Origin of the sequence: Klenkia terrae (assembly GCF_900491935.1) — a bacterium.
GTDB classification, from domain to species: domain Bacteria; phylum Actinomycetota; class Actinomycetes; order Mycobacteriales; family Geodermatophilaceae; genus Klenkia; species Klenkia terrae.
Map to the genome: position 1 here is coordinate 1,363,620 of NZ_UEXK01000004.1, position 24,817 is coordinate 1,388,436.

The 24,817-nt window shown below is 73.2% G+C and carries 22 protein-coding genes and 3 tRNA genes; 8 read left to right on the forward strand and 17 right to left on the reverse strand.

The features are described 5' to 3' along the window. The first annotated feature begins 166 nt into the window (after positions 1 to 166). Positions 167 to 1,432, forward strand: a complete 1,266-nt coding sequence (locus LFA75_RS07065) for a pyridoxal phosphate-dependent aminotransferase (protein ID WP_225232948.1) — start codon at positions 167 to 169, stop codon at positions 1,430 to 1,432. A gap of 33 nt (positions 1,433 to 1,465) precedes the next feature. Here the strand turns inward: LFA75_RS07065 and LFA75_RS07070 are convergent, their stop codons facing one another. The 6 genes from LFA75_RS07070 to LFA75_RS07095 all read right to left on the reverse strand — a co-directional run bounded on the left by LFA75_RS07070 (position 1,466) and on the right by LFA75_RS07095 (position 5,421). Next, positions 1,466 to 1,891: a MaoC/PaaZ C-terminal domain-containing protein gene (locus LFA75_RS07070; protein WP_225232949.1), complete on the reverse strand. Its 426-nt coding sequence runs from the start codon at positions 1,889 to 1,891 to the stop codon at positions 1,466 to 1,468. Beyond that, positions 1,891 to 2,337: a MaoC family dehydratase N-terminal domain-containing protein gene (locus LFA75_RS07075; RefSeq protein ID WP_225232950.1), complete on the reverse strand. Its 447-nt coding sequence runs from the start codon at positions 2,335 to 2,337 to the stop codon at positions 1,891 to 1,893. Before LFA75_RS07075 ends, LFA75_RS07070 begins: the two co-directional genes overlap by 1 nt. 36 nt (positions 2,338 to 2,373) lie before the next feature. After that, on the reverse strand, positions 2,374 to 2,538 hold the full coding sequence (rpmG, locus tag LFA75_RS07080; RefSeq protein WP_055764573.1) for a 50S ribosomal protein L33: 165 nt from the start codon (positions 2,536 to 2,538) through the stop codon (positions 2,374 to 2,376). Between the two features lie 85 nt (positions 2,539 to 2,623). Beyond that, positions 2,624 to 2,697 (reverse strand) — tRNA-Met (locus LFA75_RS07085). Between the two features lie 43 nt (positions 2,698 to 2,740). Continuing rightward, positions 2,741 to 2,813 (reverse strand) — tRNA-Thr (locus LFA75_RS07090). Positions 2,814 to 2,877: 64 nt separating this feature from the next. Continuing rightward, the gene (locus LFA75_RS07095; protein WP_225232951.1) at positions 2,878 to 5,421 is read right to left on the reverse strand and encodes a putative bifunctional diguanylate cyclase/phosphodiesterase; all 2,544 of its coding nucleotides are present in this window, start codon (positions 5,419 to 5,421) and stop codon (positions 2,878 to 2,880) included. Between the two features lie 701 nt (positions 5,422 to 6,122). Here LFA75_RS07095 and LFA75_RS07100 point away from each other — a divergent pair. Next, complete coding sequence (locus LFA75_RS07100; RefSeq protein WP_225232952.1) at positions 6,123 to 6,551, forward strand: pilus assembly protein TadG-related protein; 429 nt, start codon at positions 6,123 to 6,125, stop codon at positions 6,549 to 6,551. A gap of 59 nt (positions 6,552 to 6,610) precedes the next feature. On the opposite strand, the gene LFA75_RS07105 is transcribed toward LFA75_RS07100, so the two are convergent. After that, positions 6,611 to 6,692: transfer RNA gene (locus LFA75_RS07105), tRNA-Tyr, on the reverse strand. A gap of 83 nt (positions 6,693 to 6,775) precedes the next feature. Between LFA75_RS07105 and LFA75_RS07110 the strand changes: the two genes are divergently transcribed. Continuing rightward, positions 6,776 to 7,267: a YajQ family cyclic di-GMP-binding protein gene (locus LFA75_RS07110; RefSeq protein ID WP_091238902.1), complete on the forward strand. Its 492-nt coding sequence runs from the start codon at positions 6,776 to 6,778 to the stop codon at positions 7,265 to 7,267. 31 nt (positions 7,268 to 7,298) lie between these two features. Here LFA75_RS07110 and htpX read toward each other — a convergent pair whose 3' ends face one another. Continuing rightward, the gene (gene htpX, locus LFA75_RS07115) at positions 7,299 to 8,168 is read right to left on the reverse strand and encodes a zinc metalloprotease HtpX (RefSeq protein ID WP_225232953.1); all 870 of its coding nucleotides are present in this window, start codon (positions 8,166 to 8,168) and stop codon (positions 7,299 to 7,301) included. Between the two features lie 91 nt (positions 8,169 to 8,259). Here htpX and LFA75_RS07120 point away from each other — a divergent pair, with 91 nt between their 5' ends. The 4 genes from LFA75_RS07120 (at position 8,260) to LFA75_RS07135 (ending at position 13,604) form a co-directional block, all read left to right on the forward strand. Further along, the gene (locus tag LFA75_RS07120; protein ID WP_225232954.1) at positions 8,260 to 9,093 is read left to right on the forward strand and encodes a GAF and ANTAR domain-containing protein; all 834 of its coding nucleotides are present in this window, start codon (positions 8,260 to 8,262) and stop codon (positions 9,091 to 9,093) included. Between the two features lie 104 nt (positions 9,094 to 9,197). Next, positions 9,198 to 11,126, forward strand: a complete 1,929-nt coding sequence (locus tag LFA75_RS07125) for a 2-oxoacid:acceptor oxidoreductase subunit alpha (protein WP_225232955.1) — start codon at positions 9,198 to 9,200, stop codon at positions 11,124 to 11,126. Further along, the gene (locus LFA75_RS07130; RefSeq protein ID WP_225232956.1) at positions 11,123 to 12,238 is read left to right on the forward strand and encodes a 2-oxoacid:ferredoxin oxidoreductase subunit beta; all 1,116 of its coding nucleotides are present in this window, start codon (positions 11,123 to 11,125) and stop codon (positions 12,236 to 12,238) included. Before LFA75_RS07125 ends, LFA75_RS07130 begins: the two co-directional genes overlap by 4 nt. 40 nt (positions 12,239 to 12,278) lie before the next feature. Beyond that, complete coding sequence (locus LFA75_RS07135) at positions 12,279 to 13,604, forward strand: cytochrome P450 (protein ID WP_225232957.1); 1,326 nt, start codon at positions 12,279 to 12,281, stop codon at positions 13,602 to 13,604. Here the strand turns inward: LFA75_RS07135 and LFA75_RS07140 are convergent. Continuing rightward, positions 13,594 to 14,955 (reverse strand): aminotransferase-like domain-containing protein, encoded by a 1,362-nt coding sequence (locus LFA75_RS07140; RefSeq protein WP_225232958.1) that lies wholly within the window; start codon positions 14,953 to 14,955, stop codon positions 13,594 to 13,596. The two genes, LFA75_RS07135 and LFA75_RS07140, sit on opposite strands and share 11 nt — an antisense overlap. A 69-nt stretch (positions 14,956 to 15,024) precedes the next feature. Here LFA75_RS07140 and LFA75_RS07145 point away from each other — a divergent pair, with 69 nt between their 5' ends. After that, positions 15,025 to 15,684 (forward strand): pyridoxamine 5'-phosphate oxidase family protein, encoded by a 660-nt coding sequence (locus LFA75_RS07145; protein ID WP_225232959.1) that lies wholly within the window; start codon positions 15,025 to 15,027, stop codon positions 15,682 to 15,684. Here the strand turns inward: LFA75_RS07145 and LFA75_RS07150 are convergent. Genes LFA75_RS07150 through nuoI form a run of 8 tightly spaced genes read right to left on the reverse strand, consistent with a single transcriptional unit; the run spans position 15,668 to position 24,811 of the window. Continuing rightward, on the reverse strand, positions 15,668 to 16,870 hold the full coding sequence (locus LFA75_RS07150; protein ID WP_225232960.1) for a PQQ-dependent sugar dehydrogenase: 1,203 nt from the start codon (positions 16,868 to 16,870) through the stop codon (positions 15,668 to 15,670). The genes LFA75_RS07145 and LFA75_RS07150 overlap by 17 nt on opposite strands. A 43-nt stretch (positions 16,871 to 16,913) precedes the next feature. After that, complete coding sequence (locus LFA75_RS07155; RefSeq protein ID WP_225232961.1) at positions 16,914 to 17,978, reverse strand: polyprenyl synthetase family protein; 1,065 nt, start codon at positions 17,976 to 17,978, stop codon at positions 16,914 to 16,916. A gap of 45 nt (positions 17,979 to 18,023) precedes the next feature. Continuing rightward, a complete protein-coding gene (gene nuoN / locus LFA75_RS07160) occupies positions 18,024 to 19,559 on the reverse strand; it encodes an NADH-quinone oxidoreductase subunit NuoN (RefSeq protein WP_225232962.1) in 1,536 nt (511 codons plus the stop codon). Next, on the reverse strand, positions 19,559 to 21,100 hold the full coding sequence (locus LFA75_RS07165) for an NADH-quinone oxidoreductase subunit M (RefSeq protein WP_225232963.1): 1,542 nt from the start codon (positions 21,098 to 21,100) through the stop codon (positions 19,559 to 19,561). Before LFA75_RS07165 ends, nuoN begins: the two co-directional genes overlap by 1 nt. A gap of 37 nt (positions 21,101 to 21,137) precedes the next feature. Beyond that, positions 21,138 to 23,045, reverse strand: a complete 1,908-nt coding sequence (gene nuoL, locus LFA75_RS07170) for an NADH-quinone oxidoreductase subunit L (RefSeq protein ID WP_225232964.1) — start codon at positions 23,043 to 23,045, stop codon at positions 21,138 to 21,140. Between the two features lie 10 nt (positions 23,046 to 23,055). Then, positions 23,056 to 23,355 (reverse strand): NADH-quinone oxidoreductase subunit NuoK, encoded by a 300-nt coding sequence (gene nuoK / locus LFA75_RS07175; protein WP_225232965.1) that lies wholly within the window; start codon positions 23,353 to 23,355, stop codon positions 23,056 to 23,058. Then, the gene (locus LFA75_RS07180; protein WP_225232966.1) at positions 23,352 to 24,161 is read right to left on the reverse strand and encodes an NADH-quinone oxidoreductase subunit J; all 810 of its coding nucleotides are present in this window, start codon (positions 24,159 to 24,161) and stop codon (positions 23,352 to 23,354) included. The genes nuoK and LFA75_RS07180 overlap by 4 nt, the downstream gene beginning before the upstream one ends. Continuing rightward, positions 24,161 to 24,811 carry an NADH-quinone oxidoreductase subunit NuoI gene (gene nuoI / locus LFA75_RS07185; protein WP_225236020.1) on the reverse strand — a complete coding sequence of 217 codons (651 nt, stop codon included), beginning with the start codon at positions 24,809 to 24,811 and terminating at the stop codon, positions 24,161 to 24,163. Before nuoI ends, LFA75_RS07180 begins: the two co-directional genes overlap by 1 nt. Positions 24,812 to 24,817 lie beyond the last annotated feature (6 nt).

Genomic DNA, 24,817 nt, shown 5'->3' on the forward strand with positions numbered 1-24,817 from the left:
CGGACTCAGACGCCGCGGCAGAGACGTGCGAGAACACCGCCACCGTTCCTTGGACTTTTTTTTTTTTTCGGGCCGCCCGCACCCCCCGAGATCCCAAAAAGGGGTATCGTCGGCGGCGTCAGATGTTTATAAGAGACGGGGAGGGTCGGGCTGACACGATGTGCCCATGACCGCCCCGACCGCCCCGGGGCCCGGCACGCCGGGGCCCCAGCAGCCGCCCGTCTCCCCCGCCGACCGCCGGGTCTCCCGGCGGATCGCCTCGATCGCGGAATCCGCCACCCTGGCCGTCGACGCCAAGGCCAAGGCGCTCAAGGCGGCCGGCAAGCCGGTCATCGGGTTCGGCGCCGGCGAGCCGGACTTCCCGACCCCGGACTACATCGTCGAGGCGGCCGTCCAGGCGGCCCGCAACCCCACCTACCACCGCTACACCCCGGCCGGCGGGCTGCCCGCGCTCAAGGAGGCCATCGTCGCCAAGACGCTGCGCGACTCCGGCGTGCAGGCCACCCCGGCCGACGTGCTGGTCACCAACGGCGGCAAGCAGGCCGTCTACGAGGCGCTGGCCACGATGCTCGACCCGGGCGACGAGGTGCTGCTGCCCGCGCCCTACTGGACCACCTACCCCGAGGCCATCCGCCTCGCCGGCGGCGTGCCGGTGCCGGTGGTCGCCGACGAGCAGTCCGGCTACCTGGTGTCGGTGCGGCAGCTCGAGGCCGCGCGCACCCCGCGCACCAAGGTCCTGCTGTTCTGCTCGCCGTCCAACCCGACGGGTGCGGTGTACCCGCCCGAGCAGGTCGAGGAGATCGGCCGGTGGGCCCTGGAGGCCGGCCTGTGGGTGCTGACCGACGAGATCTACGAGCACCTGACCTACGGCGGGGTGACCGCGCCCTCGATGCCGGCGGTGGTGCCGGAGCTGCAGTCGCGCTGCGTGATCGTCAACGGGGTGGCCAAGACCTACGCGATGACCGGCTGGCGGGTGGGCTGGATCCTCGGGCCCTCCGACGTGGTCAAGGCCGCGACGAACCTGCAGTCCCACGCCACCTCGAACGTGGCCAACGTGTCGCAGGCCGCGGCCATCGCCGCGCTCACCGGCGACCTCGCCGCGGTGGACACCATGCGGGCGGCCTTCGACCGCCGCCGGCAGACCATCGTCTCGATGCTGCGGGAGATCCCGGGCATCGCCTGCCCCGAGCCGCAGGGCGCGTTCTACGTGTACCCGTCGGTGAAGGCGCTGCTCGGCCGGGAGATCGCCGGCCGGACGCCGACCAGCAGCGTCGAGCTGGCCGAGGTCATCCTGGAGGAGGCCGAGGTCGCCGTCGTCCCCGGGGAGGCCTTCGGCACCCCCGGCTACCTGCGGCTGTCCTACGCGTTGGGCGACGACGACCTGGTCGAGGGGATCAGCCGCATGCAGCGGCTGCTGGGCAGCGCCGGCTGACCCGCAGGGCCCCCTCGCCCACCGAGGGGGCCCTCAGAGCTGGACGACGGCCCGCGCGAGGCTCAGGACCTTCTCGCCGCCGCTGGTGACGGTGAGGTCGACGCGTACCCGGTCGTCGTCCAGCAGCGCGGCGACGCGCCCGGCGACCACGACCTCGGCACCGAGGGCGTCGTCGGGCACCACGACGGGGCGGCTGAACCGCACCGAGTACTCGACCAGCGCACCGGGGTCACCGGCCCAGGCGGTGACGGCCCGGGCCGCGAGGCCGGCGGTGAGCATGCCGTGGGCGATGACGCCGGGCAGGCCGACCTCGGTGGCCACCCGCTCGTTCCAGTGGATGACGTTGAAGTCCCCCGACGCGCCGGCGTAGCGGACCAGGTCCGCCCGGGTCACGGTCGAGGACTGCACGGGCAGCTCGGTGCCGACCTCGACGTCGGCCAGGCGCACCACGGCGGCCATCAGGCACCGCCCCGGGCGACGAGCATCGCGCTGGTGCGGCAGACGGGCTCGCCGTCCTCGGTGGCCAGGTCGACGCGGGTGGTGAGCATGTCGTTGCTGGCCACGGTGCGGACCGCCTCGATCGAGGCGGTGGCGACCAGCCGGTCACCGGCCCGGATCGGGCGGTGGTGGACGAACTTCTGCTCGCCGTGGACGACGCGGCTGTAGTCGATCGAGACGTCGGGGTCGTCCAGGACGACCTCCCCGGCGCCGAGGCTCAGCACGATGGCGAACGTCGGCGGGGCGATCACGTCGGGGTGCCCGGCCGCGCGCGCGGCGACCGGGTCGCGGTAGACCGGGTCGGGGTCACCGAGAGCGGTGGCGAACTCGGCGATCTTCTCGCGACCGACCTCGTACACGGCAGAGGGCGGGTAGCTGCGCCCGACCAGTCCTGCGTCCAGCGCCATGCTCCCCGCCCTCTCGACGATCCGTACGACCTGCGGTCAGCGGGTCTCGCGGTGGACCGTGTGCTTCTTGTCCGTGGGGCAGTACTTCTTCAGCTCGAGCCGGTCGGGGTCGTTGCGCCGGTTCTTGCGGGTGATGTAGTTGCGGTTCTTGCACTCCTGGCAAGCCAGGGTGATCTTCGGACGGACATCGGTGGCTGCCATGAGCGTTTCCTCGCCTTGTTCTGGTCAGGTGGCGTGCGGGGGTCCCCACACGCCGACGGACCCCGGGTACGGGGTCCGTCATGGGTAGCGGCGACCGGACTTGAACCGGTGACACAACGATTATGAGCCGTTTGCTCTACCAGGCTGAGCTACGCCGCCGCGATCGTTCGGGCCGGTCGGTGGACCGACCCGGGCTGATCGGAGCCCCTTTACGGAATCGAACCGTAGACCTTCTCCTTACCATGGAGACGCTCTGCCGACTGAGCTAAAGGGGCCTGCCTGCTCCCCCAGGGCCCTCTCGGACCCTCGCGGAGCGTGCCGTGGAACTCTAGCAAACCCTCACGAGCGGACGAACAACCGGCGGTGCGGGGCACCGGGTGTCGCCGACCGGACGCCGGTCCGGGCCAGCAGCCAGTTCTCCAGCCGGTCGTCGGGCAACGGGCGGCTGACCAGGAATCCCTGCAGCTTGTCGCAGCCCATCTCGGCCAGCAGGTCGCGGGTGACCTCGTCCTCGACGCCCTCGGCGACCACGCGCAGCCCGAGGTTGTGGGCCAGCTCGACGATCGAGCGGGCGATGAACGACTCGCTCTGACTGGTGGACATGCCCAGCACGAAGGACTTGTCGATCTTGAGCTCGTCGATCGGCAGCTGGCGCAGCTGCGACAGCGAGGAGTAGCCGGTGCCGAAGTCGTCCATCGACAGCCGCAGACCCAGCGAGTGCAGGTCTGCCAGCACGGTGGAGTTGCGGACCGAGTCGTCGACGACGATCCCCTCGGTCAGCTCCAGGGTCAGCAGCGACCCCGGCACGCCGTGGTGCCGCAGCGCGCCCCGCACGCGGTCCACCAGGTCGGGCTCGGCCAGGCAGCGGGCCGACAGGTTCACCGCGACCGAGAGCGCGATGTCCTGGTCCAGCCACTTGCGGCAGCGCTCGAGCGCCAGGTCCAGCACGTAGTCGGTGACGGCCCCGATCCGGCCGATCTGCTCGGCCAGGCCGATGAAGTCGTCGGGCGGGACGTTGCCGTAGCGGGGGTGGGCCCAGCGGACGAGGGTCTCGACCGAGACGATGTCGGAGGTCCGGGTGTCCACGATGGGCTGGAAGACCACGGTGATCTGCTTCTCGGCCATCGCCGACTCGAGCTCCGTGCCCAGCTGCAACCGGCGCAGGCTCTGCTGGTCCAGCACCGGGTGGTAGCTGGCCACCCCACCCGAGCTGTGCCCGGCCAGCAGGGCGACGTCCGCGCGCTGCATGAGGGTGCCCGGGTCGACGCCGTGCACCGGGGCCGCGGCGACGCCGAAGGTCAGCAGCACGTCCAGGTCCAGCCCGGCCACCCGGGCGCGGGTCGCGGCCGCGTCGCGCAGCCGGCGGGCGGCCCGCTCGGTGGCCGGCAGGCTGAGCCCGGGCAGCAGGACGGCGAACTGGCCCCCCTCCATGCGGGCGACCAGCGCCGCCGGCGGCGCGTGCTCGCGCAGCAGCCCGGCGGTGACCAGCAGCAGCTCGTCGCTGGCCGCGTGCCCGAGCGTGTCGGTGACCTCGGAGTAGTTGTCCAGGGAGGCGAACACCAGCCCGGCGCGCTGCTCGGCGTCGCCGGACCCGAGCAGGGTCTCGATCTCGGTGGCCAGGCGATGGCGGTTGGGCAGCCCGGTGAGCCCGTCGTGGTCGGCGTCGTAGCGGATCCGGGTCAGCAGCTGCTGCTGGCGGATGGCGGCGTTGACGTGGGTGAGCATCGAGTCCAGTGCGGCGCGGTCGCCGGACTCGAAGGACACGACGTCGCTCTGCCGGTCGCACACCTCGAGGTAGCCGTACTCCCCGGCCGCGGTGACGATCGGTGCGCCGAGGACCTCCTGGGCCGCGCGGCGTTGCAGGGCCTCGCGCTCCTCGGCGTTCGCCTTGGCCGCACGCAGCAGGACGGGGCCACCGTTGTCCTGGTCGACCGCCAGTCGGCGGACGAGGTCGTCGGGGTCGCTCGGCCCGGCGTACCAGTCCCCCTCGTCCCCCGCGCGGTCCACGACCAGGCGCGGTCCCTCGTCCAGGTACGGGGGCAACCACAGCGCGACGCGGTCGGCGTTCAGCAGCTCCCGCACGGCCCGGACCAGCTCGCGCGTCCCGCCCTCGTCGGGAGCGACCGCCTCCACCCGCCGGGCGAAGTCGTGGACGGACTGGACGCTCCGGCGCTCGCGGACGGCGGTCGCGGACTGCCGGAAGACCAGCAGCACACCGGCGAGCACCGGGCCCAGCAGGAACCAGGCCGACGGGTGCTCGTCGGTGACCAGCAGCGCCACGACCGCGATGGCCACGCAGAGCGGTCCGACCACCAGGCTCGGCGCCAGGGCACCGAGCCAGAAGCTGTTCGGGGGCCGCCCCTCCACGAGGGCGATCGCGGCGCCGACCATGAGCACGTCGACGACGCCGACGGCCACGACGGCGAGGACCAGGACCGCCCACGTGACCGGGTCGGCCACCGACGTCAGGGACAGGAACTGGACGACGGCCGAGGCCACCGCCACCTCGACGAGGGCGAGGGCGAGATTGAAGGCCGACTTGGGCCGGGCGTAGGGCTGGCGCAGGATGACGATCGCGAGCGCGAGGACCCGCGCCACGGCCGTCCACAGCCCACCCACCTCGACCAGGCCGATCACCAACGGGAACTCGACCGGGCTGAAGACATAGGTCTGCCGGCGGAACTCGACGTCCATGGTGCTCAACGTGGTCACCACGAACGCCAGGGCGAGCAGGACGACCAGGACGACATCCGGCCGGGTGGCCGAGCCCGCGAAGGTGGGCACCCCCACGGCGACGGCGACGGCAGTCGCCAGGACCGCCGGGGCCCACGGTCGCCGGAAGAGCGGCACCCTCGGGGTGCGCGCGTCCGGGAGCTCGGCCAACGTCACGTCCTGTCTATCGGCAGACGCGCCGAGGCTAACAGTGAGTGACGATTCCTCCTGTGCCGTCTCACCCGCCCGGGGCAGGGGACGCGCGCGCCCCGCGGGGTGCGCGCCGTCCCCGCCCGCTCGGGACCTGCGGGTCAGCGGCCCCAGCGAGCGCCGCGGCCCCACCGAGCGCCGCGGCCCCAGCGGGCGCCGCGGGTGCTGGTGGTGGTGGTGGACATGGCGATGGTGCTGGACATGACGCCTCCTCAGGCATGGCAGGACTGCTCGGGATGCGGCAGCCGCCCACGCGGGGGCAGAGCAAGGTCGGCACGGACCGCTGTGGGAAGACTGCGATCCGTCACCCGTTCGAGCAAGTGCTTGACATCACGACCGGGTGACGGTCTGCAGCGTCGTCACTCTACGGTGACCTTCGAGCACTTCGTGTCACCTGATGGGTGTCATCCGACCGGTGGGGCCCCCGGTGCGGGGCAACCTGCACCGGATGAGGCCATCGGGACGGAACGGCATCGTCCGCGACACGCGCGGCACCGGCCGCTCGTCGCGGTTCCCGGCGGCACCCCACGCGCCGTCACCCTCCGCAACCGAGCGCGGCCCCCGCGCCACCCCGCACCGCCCGGGACCGGGCCGACGGCCGCCGTCCCCAGGTCGGGGGTGGTCGGGCCCCGACCTGCGCCTACGGCCCTAGAGTGCGCCGGATGGGCAGCAGGACGGCGGGGTCGGAGCAGGGCTCCAGCCTGCCCTTCGTGCTGGTCTGCTGGCTGGTGGCCGCGTTGATGGCCTTCGGGGCGATCGCGGCCTCCGACGCCTTCCTCGAGCAGCAGCGCGTGCAGTCGGTCTGCGACGGCGCCGCGCTCGCCGCGGCCAACCAGACCGCGGCGGCGGCGGCCTACGCGCAGGGCGTGGACGGGTACCTGCCGCTGGACCAGGCCTCGGCCGAGGTCGCGGTCGCCGACCAGCTCGCCGACGGCGGCAGCCGGCTGGACTCGTGGTCGGTCGCGGTCGACGGCCTCGAGGCCACGGTCACCTGCACCCGCTCGGTGCCCATCGCGTTCGGGTGGCTGTTCCTGGGCGGGCGGCCGCTGGAGCGCACCGCGGTGGCCAGCGCGCAGGCCCCCACCGCCTGAGCACCCACCGCACGACGACGGCCCCCGACCGGGTGGGTCGGGGGCCGTCGCACCAGGCGTGGCGGGTGAAGGATTCGAACCTTCGTAGGCTAAGCCGACGGATTTACAGTCCGTTCCCATTGGCCACTCGGGCAACCCGCCGTGTGCTGTGGTGCTCGACGAGCGTACAAGACCGGTTCGGCCGCCCCACCGGGTGGCCCGGCCGCACAGGAGGAGACACCGACATGGCAGATGCGTCCTTCGACGTCGTGAGCAAGGTCGACCGCCAGGAGGTCGACAACGCCCTGAACCAGGCCGGGAAGGAGCTGTCCCAGCGGTTCGACTTCCGGGGCACCAACGCGGCCATCGCCTGGGCCGGCGAGGAGGGGGTGACCCTGACCGCCGACACCGAGGAGCGGGTCGCCGCCGCCCTGGAGGTCTTCCGGGAGAAGCTCGTCAAGCGCGGCATCTCGATGAAGGCCCTGGACGCCGGCGAGCCCCAGGCGTCGGGCAAGACCTACAAGATCTCGGCGACCATCCAGCAGGGCATCGCCTCGGACAAGGCCAAGCAGATCGCCAAGGCCATCCGCGACGAGGGTCCCAAGGGCGTCCAGGCCCAGATCCAGGGCGACCAGCTCCGGGTCAGCGGCAAGAAGCGCGACGACCTGCAGGCGGTCCAGCAGCTGCTCAAGGGCAAGGACTTCGAGATCGCCCTGCAGTTCGACAACTACCGCTGACCGGTGAGGGAGGGGCCCGGACGCCCCTCCCTCAGCCGCGCTCGCGGGCCATCTGCTCCAGGCGGGCGATCCGCTGGTCCATCGGCGGGTGGGTGCGGAACAGCGACGCCATCCCGGCCCCGCGGAAGGGGTTGGCGATCATCAGGTGGCTCTGGCTGACCAGCTTCCGCTCCTGCGGCAGCGGACGGGCGGTCACGCCCTGCTCCAGCTTGCGCAGCGCCGAGGCCAGCGCCAGCGGGTCGCCCGACAGCTGCGCCCCCGAGGCGTCGGCCTGGTACTCCCGGCTGCGGCTGACCGCCATCTGCACCAGACCGGCGGCCAGCGGCCCGAGCAGGACCAGCAGCAGGCTGCCGACCGCGTTGCCGCCGCCGCGCTCGTCGGAGCGGCCGCCGAGCACCGAGGAGAACATCGCCATCTGGCCCAGGAAGGTCACCGCGGTGGCCATCGCACCGGCGACCGAGCTGATCAGGATGTCGCGGTTGTGGACGTGGGACAGCTCGTGGGCGAGGACCCCGCGCAGCTCGCGGCGGTCCAGCAGCTCGAGGATCCCCTGGGTGCAGCAGACCGCGGCGTTGCGGGGGTTGCGCCCGGTGGCGAAGGCGTTGGGCTGGTTGGTCGGGCTCACGTAGAGCCGGGGCATCGGCTGGCGCGCCCCGGTGGCCAGCTCCCGCACGATCGCGTACATCTGCGGCGCCTGCGTCTCGGTGACCGGGAAGGCGCGCATGGACCGCAGCGCCAGCCGGTCGCTGTTGAGGTAGGCGTAGCCGTTGATCCCCACCGCGACCACCAGGGCCACGACCAGGCCGCCGCGCCCGCCCACGGCCGCGCCGGCGGCCAGGATCACCCCGGCCATCAGGCCCAGCAGCAGGGCCGTCCGGAGGCCGTTGTCCCAGCGGTGCACGCCCGCTCAACGCGGCCGGGCGGGAGGCCGTTCCCCGGACCCGGGGGGCCTCGGAGGTTTGGGTGGGCCATGCGTGAGCAACCATCCGGTCATGAGCACCGACACCGACACCGGTGAGCAGAGCCTCGTCCGCGACCACGGCCACGCCCACCGGGACCCGTCGGCGCTCAACCGCGCCTCGGGCCTGGACACCCGCTCGCTGGTGGCCCGCGTGGCCGCCGAGCGCCCGCGGGAGGTGGGCCTGGTCGTCGACGCGCTCACCGGCCCGGACGCCCACGGGCGGGAGGTGACCGAGCTGCTGCAGCTGGTCGTGCAGACCGCCCGGGAGACGATCGGGGACTGCGACTCCGCCGGCGTCACCGTCGTCCAGGAGGGCACGCCGTTCACCTCGGCGTGGACCGACGAGCGCACGCTGGCCGTGGACCGCGACCAGTACGACGTCGACGACGGGCCCTGCCTGGAGGCCTACCGCACCGAGACCTGCGTCCGGGTCACCGTCGCCGAGGCCATGGAGGCCTGGCCGGACTTCACCCGGGCGGCCCAGGCGGACGGCGTCCTGGCCTTCCTGGCCTCCCCGCTGGTGGTCGACGGGACGCGCTTCGGCGCGCTGAACCTCTACAGCCGCTCGCGGGACGGGTTCGACGACGGCGACGAGGCCCTCGCCGCCCTGATCGGCCGGATCGCCAGCGGCCTGGTGGCCGGTCAGCTGCGCCAGCACCGGTCGGCCACGTTGATCTCGCAGCTCGAGGAGGCCATCGCCTCGCGGGCGGTGATCGAGCAGGCCAAGGGCGCCATCGCGGTGGTCCGCCAGGTCACGCCGGACGAGGCCTTCGCCGTGCTGCGCGGGGTCAGCCAGGACACCAACGTGAAGCTGCGCGAGGTCGCCGCCCGCACCCTCCGGGAGTTCGGCGCACAGCTCGGCTGACCTGCGCAGGTGAGGGCACCCTGTGTCGTGCACCACGTGCAGGTCCTGGACGCCCGGCCGGTCGTCGTGTGGACGTAACCTCGGCCGGTGGAGGTACACCCCTGATGACCCACAGCACCCCAGAGACGTCCGCCGTCGAGGCACCGCCGTCGGCCCCGGGCGGGCTCGTCAAGAGCGTCGTCGCGCTGGACCGCGTCGTCATCCGCCTGGCCGGTGACTCCGGCGACGGCATGCAGCTGACCGGCAACCGGTTCACCAGCGAGACGGCGGCCTTCGGCAACGACCTGTCGACGCTGCCCAACTTCCCCGCCGAGATCCGGGCGCCCACGGGGACCCTGCCGGGGGTGTCCAGCTTCCAGCTGCACTTCGCCGACCACGACATCATGACCCCCGGGGACGCCCCCGACGTGTTGGTCGTGATGAACCCGGCGGCGCTCAAGGCCAACATCGCCGACCTGCCCGGCGGCGGTCTGCTGATCGCCGACTCCGACGAGTTCACCGCGCGCAACCTGGCCAAGGTCGGGTACGCCGAGAACCCGCTGGAGGACGGGTCGCTGGACGGCTGGCAGCTGGTCAGCGTGCCGCTGACCTCGATGACCACCGACGCGCTCGCCGGCTCCGGCCTGGGCAAGAAGGAGGCCGAGCGGAGCAAGAACATGTTCACCCTCGGCCTGCTGTCCTGGATGTACCACCGGCCCACCGAGGGCACGGTCCGCTTCCTGGAGCGCCAGTTCCGCAAGAAGCCCGAGATCGCCGCGGCCAACATCGCCGCCTTCCGCGCCGGCTTCAACTACGGCGAGACCACCGAGGCGTTCGCGGTCTCCTACGAGATCGCGCCCGCGCCGATGGCAGCGGGAACCTACCGGAACATCTCCGGCAACCAGGCGCTGGCCTACGGCCTGGTCGCGGCCGGCCAGCGGTCGGGCCTGCCGGTCTTCCTCGGCGCCTACCCGATCACCCCGGCGTCGGACGTGCTGCACGAGCTGAGCAAGCACAAGTCCTTCGGCGTCCGCACGTTCCAGGCCGAGGACGAGATCGCCGGCATCGGCGCGGCCCTGGGGGCCAGCTTCGGCGGTGCCCTCGGGGTGACGACGACGTCGGGCCCGGGTGTGGCGCTCAAGGGCGAGACCATCGGGCTGGCGGTGATGACCGAGCTGCCGCTGGTCATCGTGGACGTCCAGCGCGGCGGACCCTCGACCGGGCTGCCCACCAAGACCGAGCAGTCGGACCTGCTGCAGGCCCTGTTCGGCCGCAACGGCGAGGCCCCGGTGCCCGTGGTGGCCCCGCGGTCGCCGGCGGACTGCTTCGACGCGGCGATCGAGGCCGCGCGGATCGCGCTGACCTACCGGACGCCGGTCTTCCTGCTCTCCGACGGCTACCTGGCCAACGGCGCCGAGCCGTGGTCGGTGCCGGCCGCGGACACCCTGCCCGACCTGCGGGTGGAGTTCGCGACCGAGCCCAACGGGGAGAACGGGGAGTTCCTGCCGTACCTGCGCGACCCCGAGACCCTGGCCCGGCCGTGGGCGGTGCCCGGCACCAAGGGCCTGCAGCACCGGATCGGCGGCCTGGAGAAGGCCGACGGCACCGGCAACATCAGCTACGACGGCGCCAACCACGACTTCATGACCCGCACCCGGCAGGCCAAGGTCGACGGGATCGCGGCGTCGTTGCCGCCGACCGAGGTCGACGACCCCGACGGCGACGCCACCGTCGCCGTCATCGGGTGGGGCTCCACCTACGGGCCGATCGGGGCCGCCTGCCGGCGGATCCGCCGGTCGGGCCGGTCCGTCGCGCAGGTCCACCTGCGCCACCTCAACCCCCTGCCGGCCGACCTCGGCGACATCCTGCTGTCCTACGACCGCGTGGTGTGCCCCGAGATGAACCTCGGCCAGCTGTCCCTGCTGCTGCGCGCCAAGTACCTCGTCGACGTGCAGAGCCACACCCAGGTGACCGGCCTGCCCTTCCGGGCCGCCGAGCTCGCCGCCGTCCTGCAGGACGTCATCGACAGCACCGGAACCGAGGCCACCGCATGACCACCTCACCCATCGACGAGCACGTGCACGAGCTCGGCATGCCCGCGTTCGACCAGCGGATCGCCGACGCGGTCGCGAAGTCGGTCGAGCTGGGCGGCGAGAAGCAGACGGCGCTGAAGGCCAAGAACCTCAAGACCGACCAGGAGGTCCGCTGGTGCCCCGGCTGCGGGGACTACGTGATCCTCAACGCCGTCCAGTCGTTCCTGCCCAGCCTCGGCATCGCCCGCGAGGACATGGTCATCGTGTCCGGGATCGGCTGCTCGTCGCGGTTCCCGTACTACATGAACACCTACGGGATGCACTCCATCCACGGCCGGGCGCCGGCGATCGCGACCGGGCTGGCCGCCTCCCGCCCGGACCTGTCTGTGTGGGTGGTCACCGGGGACGGCGACGCGCTGTCCATCGGCGGCAACCACCTGATCCACACCCTGCGCCGCAACGTGAACCTGACGATCCTGCTGTTCAACAACCGGATCTACGGGCTCACCAAGGGCCAGTACTCCCCCACCTCGGAGATCGGGAAGGTCACCAAGAGCACCCCGATGGGGTCGCTGGACCACCCGTTCAACCCGGTGTCCCTGGCCCTGGGCGCGGACGCCACCTTCGTGGGCCGGGCGATGGACTCCGACCGCAAGGGGCTCACCGACGTGCTGCGGCAGGCCGCCGAGCACCAGGGGACGTCGCTGGTGGAGATCTACCAGAACTGCAACATCTTCAACGACGGCGCCTTCGAGCTGCTCAAGGACCCGTTGACCGGCACCCAGTGGTCCATCCCGCTGGTGCACGGCGAGAAGCTGGTCTTCGGCCCGGACGGCGCCTCGTGCGTCGTCGCCGACGGGTTCGGCGGGCTGCGGATCGCCGAGACCAACCAGGTCGACGAGTCCGACATCGTGGTGCACGACGCGCACCGCACCGACCCGAGCTACGCCTTCGCGCTGTCCCGGCTGTCCAGCCAGGACCTGCGCTACACCCCGATGGGCGTGTTCCGGTCGATCCAGAAGCCGACCTACGACGCGATGATGAACGACCAGCTCGAGGACGCCCGGTCCGGCCAGCCCGCCGACCTGGACGCCTTGCTCCGCGGGTCGGACACGTGGACAGTAGGGGCGTGACTCGCAGACACACGTACTTCGTCGTCGGACACACGCACCGATGACCGCCGGGACGGACAGCGTGGTCGGTCCCGGCCCCCGGACGGCGACCGGCCGGCTGGTCGAGGACACCGTCCTCGGTCTCCGGATCGGGGCGATGCGGGCCGGGGGCATGGCGCTCGCGCTGCGCGGGGACCGGGTGGCCCGGCTGCTGCACCGGCCGTGGCGGCTGGACCCCTACCCGGTCTACGCCGAGCTGCGGGCGGCCCAGCTCGCCGGTGGCCCGGTACGCAGCCGCACCGGGCTCACCGCGGTGGCCACGCACGCCTCGGTCGAGGCGGTGCTGCGCGACCGGCAGCTGGGCGTGCGGCTGTCCGACGGGGCCAGCCGGCTCGGGGACGGCGACGGGCCCTCGCTGATGGAGCCGGTCGACCTGTCGCTGCTCACCCTCGACCCGCCCGACCACACCCGGTTGCGCCGGCTCGCCCAGCCCGCGTTCGCGCCGCGGCGGCTGGCGCACTACCGCGAGGTCGCCGAGCGGGTCACCGCCGAGCTGCTGGACGGCGCCCTGGCCCGCGGCGGCCCGTTCGACCTGGTCGCCGAGCTCGCCTCGCCGCTGCCGATCAAGGTGATCTCCGCGCTGCTGGACGTCCCCGACGTCGACGCCGGCCGGTTCGCCCGCTGGGGGCTCGCGCTGGGGTCGTCGCTGGACGGCGTCCGCTCCCCCGCCCACGTGCGCGAGCTGACCCGGGCCACCGCGGGCATGCGCGCCCTGTTCGGCGAACTGCTCGAGCAGCGCCGGGTGCACCCGGGCGAGGACGTCATCTCGACCCTGGCCGCGGCCGTCGACGGCGGCACCGCGACCGCCGACGAGGTGCTGGCCATGGCGCAGCTGCTGCTGGTCGCCGGGTTCGAGACCACCACCAACCTGATCGGCAACGCCGTGCAGGCGATGCACCGGGCGCCCGACGAGTGGTCCGCGCTGGTCGCCGACCCCGGCCTGGCGGCGGCCGCGGTCGAGGAGACGCTGCGGTACGACCCGCCCGTGCAGCTGACCGCGCGGTTCGCCCACTCCGACGTCGAGGTCGACGGCCGTCCGCTGCGCCGGGACAGCGGGGTGCTGGTGCTGCTGGCCAGTGCCAACCGCGACCCGGCGGTGCACCCGGACCCCGACCGCTTCGACCTGCACCGCGAGCAGGCCGCCGCGCACCTGGCGTTCTCCGGCGGCGTCCACTACTGCCTGGGCGCCCCGCTGGCCCGGCTGGAGGGCGAGGTGGCGCTGCGGCTGCTGGCCGAGCGGGCCCCCCGCCTGCGGCCGGCCGGCGCCCCGGTCCCCCGGGTGGCCACGGTCCTCCGCGGCCCGCTGCACCTGCCCGTCACCGCCTGACCCCGGAGAGGGCGTCGGAGAGGGCGGCGGACAGCACGGCGAGGGCGTCGGGGAGGTCGGCCCGGGCCGGGGCGGCCCACCCGACGACCAGCCCGGCCCGGGTGTCGCGCACCTGCTGCTCGGCCAGGCTGCCGACCGCGACGCCGTGGCCGGCCAGCTCGGCCACGACCGCCTGCTCGTCGGCCCGGGTCGGCAGCGGGACGACCAGGTGCGCGCCGGCCGCGTCCCCGGTGGTCGTGCCGCCGGCGACGGCCACGGCCGCCCGCACCAGCTCCCGCCGGTCGGCCAGCTCGCGGCGCAGCCGGCGCAGGTGCCGGGCCAGGTCGCCGGACCCGGCCAGCGCCGCGAAGACCCGCTGACCCGACCGGCCCGGGCGGACGCCGGTGTCGCTGCGCCGCTGCACCAGCCGGTCGCGCACCGCGGGCGGGGCGACGACCCAGCCCAGTCCCAGGGTCGGGCTGACCACCTTGGACGCCGTCCCGAGGTGGACGACGACGTCGGGGCCCAGCGCGGCCAGCAGCGGCAGCGGGGCGACGTCGTAGCGGAGCTCGCCGTCGTAGTCGTCCTCCCACACCGTGAACCCCTCGGCGCGGGCCCGGTCCAGCAGCGCCGTGCGGCGGGCCGCCGGGAGCCGGCCGCCGAGCGGGAACTGGTGGGCCGGCGTGCAGTACACCGCCGCCAGGCCGGGCGGGACCCGGTCGACCACCAGGCCGTCGTCGTCCACCGGGAGCGGCACCACCTCGACCCCGGCGGCCCGCAGCGCCCCGACCGCCCGCCGGTACCCGGGGTCCTCGACCCCGACCCGGGACCCGCGCGGCAGCAGGGCCGCCAGCTCGGCGACCGCGGCCGAGGTGCCGCCGGCGGCCAGGACGTCGGCCGGGTCGGCGGGCAGGCCGCGGTGCCGGAGCAGGTGCTCCACCACCGCGGTCCGGAACGCGGGGTCGCCGACCGGGTCGTAGCCGGGGTCGGCGTCCCGGTCCCCGGCCGCCCGCCAGGCCCGGCGCCAGGCGGCGCGGTCGAGCACCTCGGTGCACGGCGACCCGGGCCGCAGGTCGACCCGCGGCCCGCCCGGCGTCGGCACCGGGGTGCGTGAGGGCGGGGCCGCCGCCGGGCCGCCCACCACGAAGGTGCCCACCCCGCGCCGGCCGGCGAGCCAGCCCTCGGCGAGCAGCTGGTCGTAGGCCGCGGCGGTGACGGTGCGGCTGACGCCCAGCAGGGTCGCCAGCTCCCGGGTGGAGGGCAGCCGGTCGCCGGCGCGCAGGGCGGGCGCCGAGCGCAGGCCGTCGGCGAGCTGGACGGCCAGCGGGGTCCGCGCGGACCGGTCCAGCACGACGGGGGGCGGCTCGGTCATCGGTGGCCTCCTGGAACTGCGACGGATTGGCCATCGGAGGATGCCACGACGTCGGGCACGCTGTCCGGTGTGACCAGTGCGCCGTTGTCCCCCACCGCCCGCTCCACCGTCCGGCGCAACGCCGTCCGGGCCCGCACCGACCGCGCCGACCTGCACGCAGTCCTCGACGCCGGGTTGATCGGGCACCTGGGCCTCGCCCTGCCGACGGGTCCGGTCGTGCTGCCCACCGGGTACGGCCGGGACGGCGAGACGCTGTACCTGCACGGGTCCAGCGGCGCGGCTTCGCTGCGGGCCGCCGCCCAGGGGGTGCCGGTGTGCTTCACGGTCACCCACGTCGACGGGATCGTCTACAGCCGGTCGGCGTTCCACCACTCGATGAACCACCGCAGCGCCGTCGTCCAGGGCACCGCCCGGCTGGTGACCGACCCCGACGAGCGCTGGCACGGGCTCGCGGTGCTCACCGAGCACCTCGCGCCGGGCTCCTGGGACTCCAGCCGGCAGCCCGACCGCAAGGAGCTGGCCGCCACGACGGTGCTGGCGCTGGACCTCACCGAGGCCAGCGTCAAGGTGCGCACCGGCCCGCCCGGCGAGGACGAGCGCGACCTGGTCGACCCGCAGGCCGACTGGGCCGGCGTGCTGCCGCTGCGCACGGTCTGGGGCGACCCGGAGCCCTGCCCGCTGCTCCCCGCCGGCACCCCGGTGCCCGCGCGGGTCAGCTCCCGGGGGTGACCCGCAGCAGCTGGTCGGTGCCGTCGCCGTTGTCGGTGGTCAGGTACAGCGCGCCGTCGCCGCCCAGCTGCGGGCTGCGCACCCGGCCGTAGTCGCCCTCCAGCTCCGGGATGCGGAACTGCTCGACCAGCGACCCGTCGTCGGCCAGCCGCAGCGCCAGCACCCCGGTGTCCTTCTGCACCCCGAGCAGGAGCAGGCCGTCGTAGCTCCCCCACTGCTCACCGGTGAGGAAGGTGATGCCGGAGACGGCGATGGTGGGGTCGCCCGAGCTCCACACCGCCGGGACGGCACCGGGGATCTCGGTGTCGGTCATCGGCACCGACTCGTCGTACTCCCCCGAGCCGACCGGGTCCCAGCCGTAGTTGCCGCCGTCGGTGGCCAGGTTGACCTCGTCGTCGACCTGGCTGCCCTGCTCGGCGGTGTAGACCGCGTCGGTGCCCGGCTGGACGGCGATCCCCTGCACGTTGCGGTGCCCGTAGCCCACGATCGCGTGCGAGGTCGGGTCGGTGAGCTCGAGGAACGGGTTGCCCGCCGAGGGCTGCCCGGTCTGCGGGTCGACCCGCAGCAGCTTGCCGGCCAGCGTGGACAGGTCCTGCGGGTTGGTGCCCCGGGCGTTGTCCCCGGTGCCGATCAGCAGCTGGCCGCCGGCGTCGAACCGCAGGCGGCAGCCGCCGTGCCGGCCGGAGTCCGCGTTGACCGGGATGCCGCCCACCAGGGGGTCGGCCACCCGGGTGGCCGACGTCCAGCCCTCGTCGACCGTCCACGCGGTCACCTCGATGCCCGGACCGCCGTCCGCGCCGCCGTCGGCGACCCCCATGCAGGTGTAGAAGCGGCGCTGCGCGTCGAAGTCCGGGTCGAGCACCAGGCCCATCAGCCCGGTCTCGCCCTCGGCCCACAGGTCGTCGAGGTCGGCCGCCACGGTCTGCACGGTCCCGTCGGGGAGCACCGCGGTGAACCCACCGCCGCGCTCGTCGAGCAGGAGGGTGCCGTCGGGGGCCTGGGAGACGTCCCACGGGTGGTCCAGGCCGTCGGCGAGCACCTCGACCTGCAGGGCGGGGGCGTCCGACGGCGCCGCGGTGGCCGCCTCGTCGGCGTCCGAGGTGGCCGACGACCCCGCCGAGCAGCCGGCCAGCAGCACCAGGCCGGTCAGGAGGGCGGTCGATCGGGCGGCGCGGCGGGTGTTCATCACCCCCAGTGTCGCCGGAGTGCAGCGACCGCGCAGGGGTCGCTCAGGCGCTGCGGGTGACCACGTAGTCGCACAGGGCCGACAGGGCCTCGCGGACCTCGCCGTCGGGCACGCTGCCCAGCCGGGCACGGGCCCGGTCGGCGTAGGAGTCCAGCACCTCGGTCGCCCGGGCCAGCGACGCCGACGCCCGCAGCAGGGCCAGCGCCTCGGCGTGCAGCGCGTCGTCGGTGATCGGTCCGGCCACCAGCTCGCGCAGCCGGGCCTCGGCCGGGTCGTCGCCGGCGAGGACGAGCAGCACCGGCAGGGTGGCGATGCCCTCGCGCAGGTCGGTGCCCGGCGACTTCCCGGACGTGCCGCTCTCGCTGACGATGTCGATCAGGTCGTCGGACAGCTGGAAGGCGACCCCGACCTCCTCGGCGTAGGCCGTGAGGTCCTCGACGACGGCCGGGGCGACGCCGGCGAACGTGGCGCCGAAGCGGGCCGAGGTGGCGACCAGCGAGCCGGTCTTGTCCGCCAGCACCGACAGGTGGTGCTCGATCGGGTCCTCGCCGGCGGCCGGGCCGACGGTCTCCCGGATCTGCCCGGTGACCAGCCGCTCGAACGTTCGCGCCTGGATGCGGACCGCCTCGGGGCCGAGGTCGGCGAGCAGGTCCGACGCCCGGGCGAAGAGGAAGTCGCCGGTCAGGATGGCGATGCTGTTGCTCCACCGGCTGTTCGCGCTGGCCGCCCCGCGGCGCACCGCGGCCTCGTCCATGACGTCGTCGTGGTACAGCGTGGCCAGGTGGGTGAGCTCGCAGACCACCGCGGCGGAGGTCACCTCGGCGGACTCCGCGTCGCCCAGCTGGGCGGCCAGGAGGGCGAGCACCGGGCGGAACCGCTTGCCGCCGGCGGTCATCAGGTGCGCGGCGGCCTCGGCCACGAACTCGTGGTCGCTGGCCACCGCGGTGTGCAGCGCGGACTCCACCCGCGCCAGGCCCGCCGCGAGCGACTCGCCCAGCGGTCCGTCGGGCAGCCAGGAGCCGACGGTGGACGCCGGCCTGCCCGGCCGGTTCCACGTCTGCGTCTGGCTGCCGTCACCGGGGGAGGTGAGGGCGCTGGCTCCGCTCATCGCCGGTGAATCTAGTCTCCGCAGGCCCGGGCGCCGACGGCTGCCCTACCCGACCAGCGTGGCGGCGCGGTCGGCCAGGTCCAGCACCGACCCGGGGACGACGCCCAGCACCAGCGTGGCGGCCACCGTCACGGCCAGCACGATGGTGGTCGGCAGGCCGGGGACACCCACGGAGGGGCCGTCCTCGGCGGGCGCGGAGAAGTACATGAGCACGACCAGGCGCAGGTAGAAGAAGCCCGCGATCGCGCTGGTGACCAGGGCGCCGACGGCCAGCGGCCAGGCGCCCACCTCGATCGCCGCCCGGAAGACCGCGAACTTGCCGGTGAACCCGCTGGTGAGCGGGATGCCGGCCAGGGCCAGCAGCAGGAAGGTCATCACCCCGGCGGTCAGCGGGGACCGCCGGGCCAGGCCGGCCCACTGGGACAGCTGGGTGGCCTCGCCGTCGCCGTCCCGGACCAGGGTGACCACGGCGAACGCGCCGATCGTGGTGAGCCCGTAGGCCAGCAGGTAGAACAGCGTCGCCGACAGCCCGGAGCCCGTGCCGCCGCCCAGGCCGATGACCCCGGTGAGCAGGAAGCCGGCGTGCGCGATCGAGGAGTAGGCGAGCATCCGCTTGACGTCGGTCTGGGTCAGGCCCAGGACGGCGCCGACCACCATCGACACGATGGCGATGCCGTAGACCAGCGGCCGCCAGGTCCAGTCCGCCGTCCCGAAGGCCACGTAGAGCAGCCGCAGGATCGCGCCGAACGCGGCGACCTTGGTGCAGGCGGCCATGAACGCGGTGACCGGGGTGGGCGCGCCCTGGTAGACGTCCGGCGTCCAGGTGTGGAACGGCGCGACCGAGGCCTTGAACATCAACCCGACGATCAGCAGCCCGAGGCCGAGCACGAGCAGCGTGCCGGTGCCGTCGGTGCTGACCGACTCCCGGATCTCCGACAGCCGGATGCTGCCGGTCGCGCCGTAGACCAGCGCCAGGCCGTAGAGGAAGAACGCCGAGGCGAAGGCGCCCAGCAGGAAGTACTTGACCGCCGCCTCCTGGGACAGCAGCCGCCGGCGTCGGGCCAGACCGCAGATCAGGTACAGCGGGAGGCTGAGCACCTCCAGGGCGATGAACATGACCAGCAGGTCGTTCGCCGCGACGAAGAGCATCATGCCGCCGACGGCGAAGGTGGCCAGTGGGTAGACCTCGGTCTGCACCCGCTCGTCGGTGAGCAGCTCGCGGTCCCGGGGGCTGCCGGCCGGCACCGCCGCCGAGGCGACGAACGCCGACTTCGCCGGGTCCAGGCCGCGCTCGGCGAACAGCAGGATCGACAGCGCGGCCAACCCGGCGATCGTGGCCTGCAGGAAGAGCCCGGCGCCGTCGACGGCGAGCGCGCCGCCGGCGGTCACCTCGCTGCGCCCGGCGATCAGCAGGGTGGAGACGAACCCGCCGACGGTGCCGACCAGGGCGAGGGCGACCTGGGTGGGCTGGCGGACGTGCCGCGGGGCGAAGGACTCGACCAGGACGCCGACCAGTGCGGCGCCGAAGACGAACAGCAGCGGGGTGAGCGCGGCCAGGGAGAGGTCCGGTGCCTCGATCATCAGTTGGCCCCCTGCTCGGCGGTGGCGGGGGTCGTCCCCGCCGGGTCGGAACCGATGTCGGTCATGGTGGCGGCCACGGCCGGGTCGATCAGGGCCAGCAGCGGCTGCGGGTAGACGCCGAGGCCGATGATCAGGGCGATCAGCGGGACGACCACGGCCAGCTCACGGCGCCGCAGGTCGGGGAAGGGCTTGTCGACGACGACCCCGCGGGACGGGCCGTGCATGGTCCGCTGCACGACCAGCAGGACGTAGAGCGCCGCCAGCACGATGCCGACCGTGGCGACGACGGTGAACACCGGGCGGGTCGGGAAGGAGCCCAGCAGCACCAGGAACTCCGACACGAAGCTGTTGGTCCCCGGCAGCGCGAGGCTGGCCAGGCCGGCGACCAGGAACACCCCGGCCAGGACCGGGGCCTTCTTGGCCACTCCGCCGTAGTCGCTGATCCGGGCCGACCCGCCGCGGCTGATCAGCATGCCCACGGCCAGGAAGAGGATCCCGGTGGAGATGCCGTGGTTGACCATGTAGAGCACCGCACCGGTGCCGCCCTCGGCGGTGAAGGCGAAGATGCCCAGCGCGATGAAGCCGAAGTGCGCGATCGACGTGTAGGTGACGAACCGCTTGAGGTCGGTCTGCCCCATCGCCAGGATCGCGCCGTAGATGATCCCGGCCACGGCCAGGCCCAGGATCCAGGGCGCGAACGTCCGCGACGCGTCGGGGAACAGCGGCAGGCAGTACCGGATGAACCCGAACGTGCCGACCTTGTCCAGCACGCCGACCAGCAGCACGCCGCCGCCGATCGGGGCCTGCGCACCGGAGTCGGGCAGCCAGGTGTGGAAGGGCACCAGCGGGGCCTTGATCGCGAAGGCGACGAAGAACCCGAGGAACAGCAGCTTCTGCACACCGGGGTCGATGTCGAGCTGGCGCAGGGCGTCGAAGGCGAACGTGCCCTCGCCCAGCTCGGTGTTGCTGACGACGTAGAGGCCGATGACCGAGGCGAGCATGACCAGCCCGCCGAGCAGGCTGTAGAGGAAGAACTTCGTCGCGGCGAACTGCCGGCGGGGGCCGCCGAAGCTCCCGATGATGAAGTACATCGGGACGAGCATCGCCTCGAAGAACACGTAGAACAGGAAGACGTCGGTGGCGGCGAAGACGCCGACCATCATCGCCTCGAGCACCAGCAGCCAGGCGAAGTAGGCCTTCATCGAGCGGCCCTCGGGGCCGGTGTCGGCCCACGAGGCGATCACCACGACCGGCACCAGCACACCGATCAGCAGCAGCATGACCAGCGCGATGCCGTCGACGCCGAGGGCGAAGTCGACCCCGAACGCGGGGATCCAGGAGACCGACGTGGTCAGCTGGAACCGCTCGCCGCCGGTGTCGAACGCGACGGTGGCCAGCACCGCCAGCAGCAGCACCAGGCCGCTGACCGCCAGGGCCACCTGCTTGGCCGCCGCGTCGCGGCCCCGGGGCAGCGCGGCCACGGCCGCACCACCGACCGCCGGGACGGCGATCATCGCGAGCAGCCAGGGGAAGTCGCTCACGACTGGTTCTCCTCGGTCGGGGACGTCGGGGTGGCGGTCATCCCGCGGTCACCGCCAGGAGGGCGCCGGCCACCAGGACGGCGCCGCCGAGCATGCCGAGGGCGTAGGAGCGGACGAAGCCGGTCTGCGCCCGCCCGAGCCGGGACGACGACCCGCCCAGGCCGGTGCCGATGCCGTTGACCACGCCGTCCACCCCGCGGTCGTCCACCCAGAGCAGCGCCCGGGTGAGCCACATCCCCGGCCGCATGAAGACCGCCTCGTTGACCCTGTCCGCGTACAGGGCGTTGCGGGCCGCGCGGACCGGCAGCGACACCCGGGCCGGCGCCGTGGTGGGCACCTCGCGGCGACCCACGAACACCCAGGCGGTGAGCGCGCCGAGGGCCACCACCACGGTGACCAGCACGCTGACCACCAGCGGCGGGATCGCAGGCGCGGCGGCCTCCTCGGGCTCGCCGAACACCGGGGCCAGCCAGTCGGCCAGCGGGGCCAGCTGCACCAGGACGAACCCGGCCGCGACCGAGCCGACGGCGAGCACGACCATCGGCAGCGTCATGACCGCCGGGGACTCGTGCGGGTGCACGCCGTCCTCCCAGCGGGGCTTGCCGAAGAACGTCAGAAGCATGAGCCGGGTCATGTAGAACGCGGTCAGCCCGGCACCGAGGACCGCGACCCCGCCGAGGAGGTAGCCCGACACCCCGCCGCGGTCGAAGGCCGCCTCGATGATGGCGTCCTTGGTCCAGTAGCCGGACAGGAACGGGAACCCGATGAGGGCCAGGTAGCCCAGCCCGAACGTCACGAAGGTGGTCTTCATCTTCGTGGCCAGCCCGCCGAACCGGCGCATGTCGGTCTGGTCGCCCATGCCGTGCATGACCGACCCGGCCCCGAGGAAGAGCCCGGCCTTGAAGAAGCCGTGGGTGAGCAGGTGCGCGATGCCCGCCGCGTAGCCGATCGGGCCCAGGCCGACGGCCAGGAACATGTAGCCGATCTGGCTGACCGTGGACCAGGCCAGCACCTTCTTGATGTCGTCGTAGGCGCAGCCGGCGATCGCGCCGATCATGATCGTGATCGCGCCGATGACCACCACCACGGTCTGCGCGACGGGTGCGGCGTCGAAGATCGGCGCCGACCGGGCGATCAGGTACACCCCGGCGGTGACCATGGTCGCCGCGTGGATCAGCGCCGAGACCGGGGTGGGGCCCTCCATGGCGTCGGGCAGCCAGGCCTGCAGCGGGAACTGGCCGGACTTGCCGCACGCCCCCAGCAGCAGGAGCAGCCCGATCGCGGTGACCGTCCCGCCGGCCAGCAGGCCGACCGAGCCGAGCACACCGGCGTAGGACGTGGTGCCCAGCTGGGTGAACATCAGGAAGATCGCCAGGGCCAGGCCGACGTCGCCGACCCGGTTCATGATGAAGGCCTTCTTGGCCGCGGTGGCCGCGGCCGGGCGGGTGTACCAGAACGCGATCAGCAGGTAGGACGCCAGGCCGACGCCCTCCCAGCCCACGTAGAGGGCCACGAAGCTGTTGCCCAGCACCAGCAGCAGCATCGCCGCGACGAAGAGGTTGAGGTAGGCGAAGAACCGCCGCCGCGCGGGGTCGTGCGCCATGTAGCCGACCGAGTAGACGTGGATCAGCGCGCCCACCCCGGTGATCAGCAGGGCGAACGTCATCGACAGCGGGTCGACCAGCAGCCCGGCGCTGACGTCCAGCCGGCCGGTGGAGATGAAGGTGAACAGGTCCACCCCGACGCTGCGGCCCGACGTGCCGGCCAGCTCGACGGTGCACAGCACCGCGAGCACGAACGAGGCGGTCACGGTGGCGATGCCCAGCAGGTGGCCCCAGCGGTCGGTGCGCCGGCCGCCCAGCAGCAGGACGGCGGCACCGGCCAGCGGCAGGGCGATCAGCAGCCAGGAGACGGCGAGCAGCCCGGTGGCGGGCACGGGATCCATGTCGGCGGCCTCAGTACTTCAGCAGGTTGGCGTCGTCGACGGAGGCCGACCGCCGGGTGCGGTAGATCGACATGATGATCGCCAGCCCGATGACGACCTCGGCGGCGGCGACCACCATGACGAAGAAGGCGATGACCTGGCCGTCCACGCTGCCGTTGGCCCGCGCGAAGGTGACCAGGGTCAGGTTCACCGAGTTGAGCATCAGCTCGATGCACATGAAGACCACGATGGCGTTGCGGCGGACGAGCACGCCGACCGCGCCGATGGTGAACAGGATCGCGGCCAGCACCAGGTAGTTGGTCAGGGTCACGACGACGCCCCCCGGGTCGTGCCGAGCGCGGCGTCGGGTCCGCCCCCGGTGTGGTCGGCGGCGGGCAGCTCGTCGACGACCTGGGGCTCGACCCCGGTGGCGTAGCTGGCCTCCGACGGGCTGCCGTCGGGCAGCCGGCCGGGCGCGGCGATGGAGTTGGCCCGGGCGTAGACGCCGGGACCGGGCAGGGTCTGCGGGTGGTCGGCGGTGAGGAACCGGGCCCGGGAGCGCTCCTTCTGGGTGAGCCGGCTGCCCGGCTCGCGCTCGATGTGGGCCAGCACCATGGCGCCGACCGCGGCGGTGATCAGCAGCGCGCTGGTGACCTCGAAGGCCAGCAGGTACCGGGTGAACAGCAGCCGCGCGATGGCCTCGATGTTGCCGTCGGCCGCGCCGCCGGCCCCGCCCTGCACACCCTCCAGGCCCACCACGGTCATGCCCTCGGTGGCCCGGGCGATGCCGGCCCCGACCAGCCCGGCGAACCCGACGCCGAGCACGGTGGCCGCGACCCGCTGGCCCCGGAGGGTCTCCACGACCGAGTCGGAGGAGTCACGGCCGACAAGCATCAGCACGAAGAGGAACAAGATCATGATGGCGCCGGTGTAGACGATGATCTGCACCGCGCCGAGGAACGGCGCCTCCTGGACGACGTAGAACACCCCCAGCGCCAGCATCGTGTTCACCAGGAACAGCGCCGAGTGGACGGCGTTGCGGGCGAAGACCATGCCGAGTGCACCGGCCAGGGCGATCGGTCCGAGGATCCAGAAGACGACGGTCTCCGCCGTCCCGATCTCGATGCCGGCCCCCATCAGGAGCCGGCCCGCAGGTAGTAGTCGCGCTCGTCGTCCCCCAGGCGCATGGGGTGCGGCGGCTGCTCCATGCCCGGCAGCAGCGGGGCCATCAGCTGCTCCTTGGTGTAGATCAGGCTGGCCCGGTCGTCGTCGGCCAGCTCGAAGTCGTTGCTCATGGTCAGCGAGCGGGTGGGGCAGGCCTCGATGCACAGCCCGCAGAAGATGCAGCGCAGGTAGTTGATCTGGTAGACCGCGCCGTACCGCTCGCCCGGGGAGAACCGGGCCTCGTCGGTGTTGGTCCCGCCCTCGACGTAGATCGCGTCGGCCGGGCACGCCCAGGCGCACAGCTCGCAGCCCACGCACTTCTCCAGGCCGTCGGGGTGCCGGTTGAGCACGTGCCGGCCGTGGTAGCGCGGCTTGGTGACCTTGGGCTCCTCCGGGTACTGCTCGGTGGTCACCTTCTTGAACATCGTCGAGAAGGTCACCCCGAAGCCCTGGGCAGGGGCGGGCAGCCGGCTGGTGCGCGCGGCCGGCGCCCCCCCCCCGCCCACGGGCTCGGGGGCGTCTTTTTTATTCATCTTCCAACCCACGCGAACAGAGAGGGCTTTGTATGTCGTCTTTTTCCTGGAAAAAAAAACTACTGCTTTATTTTTAACTCTATTTATCATCACCTT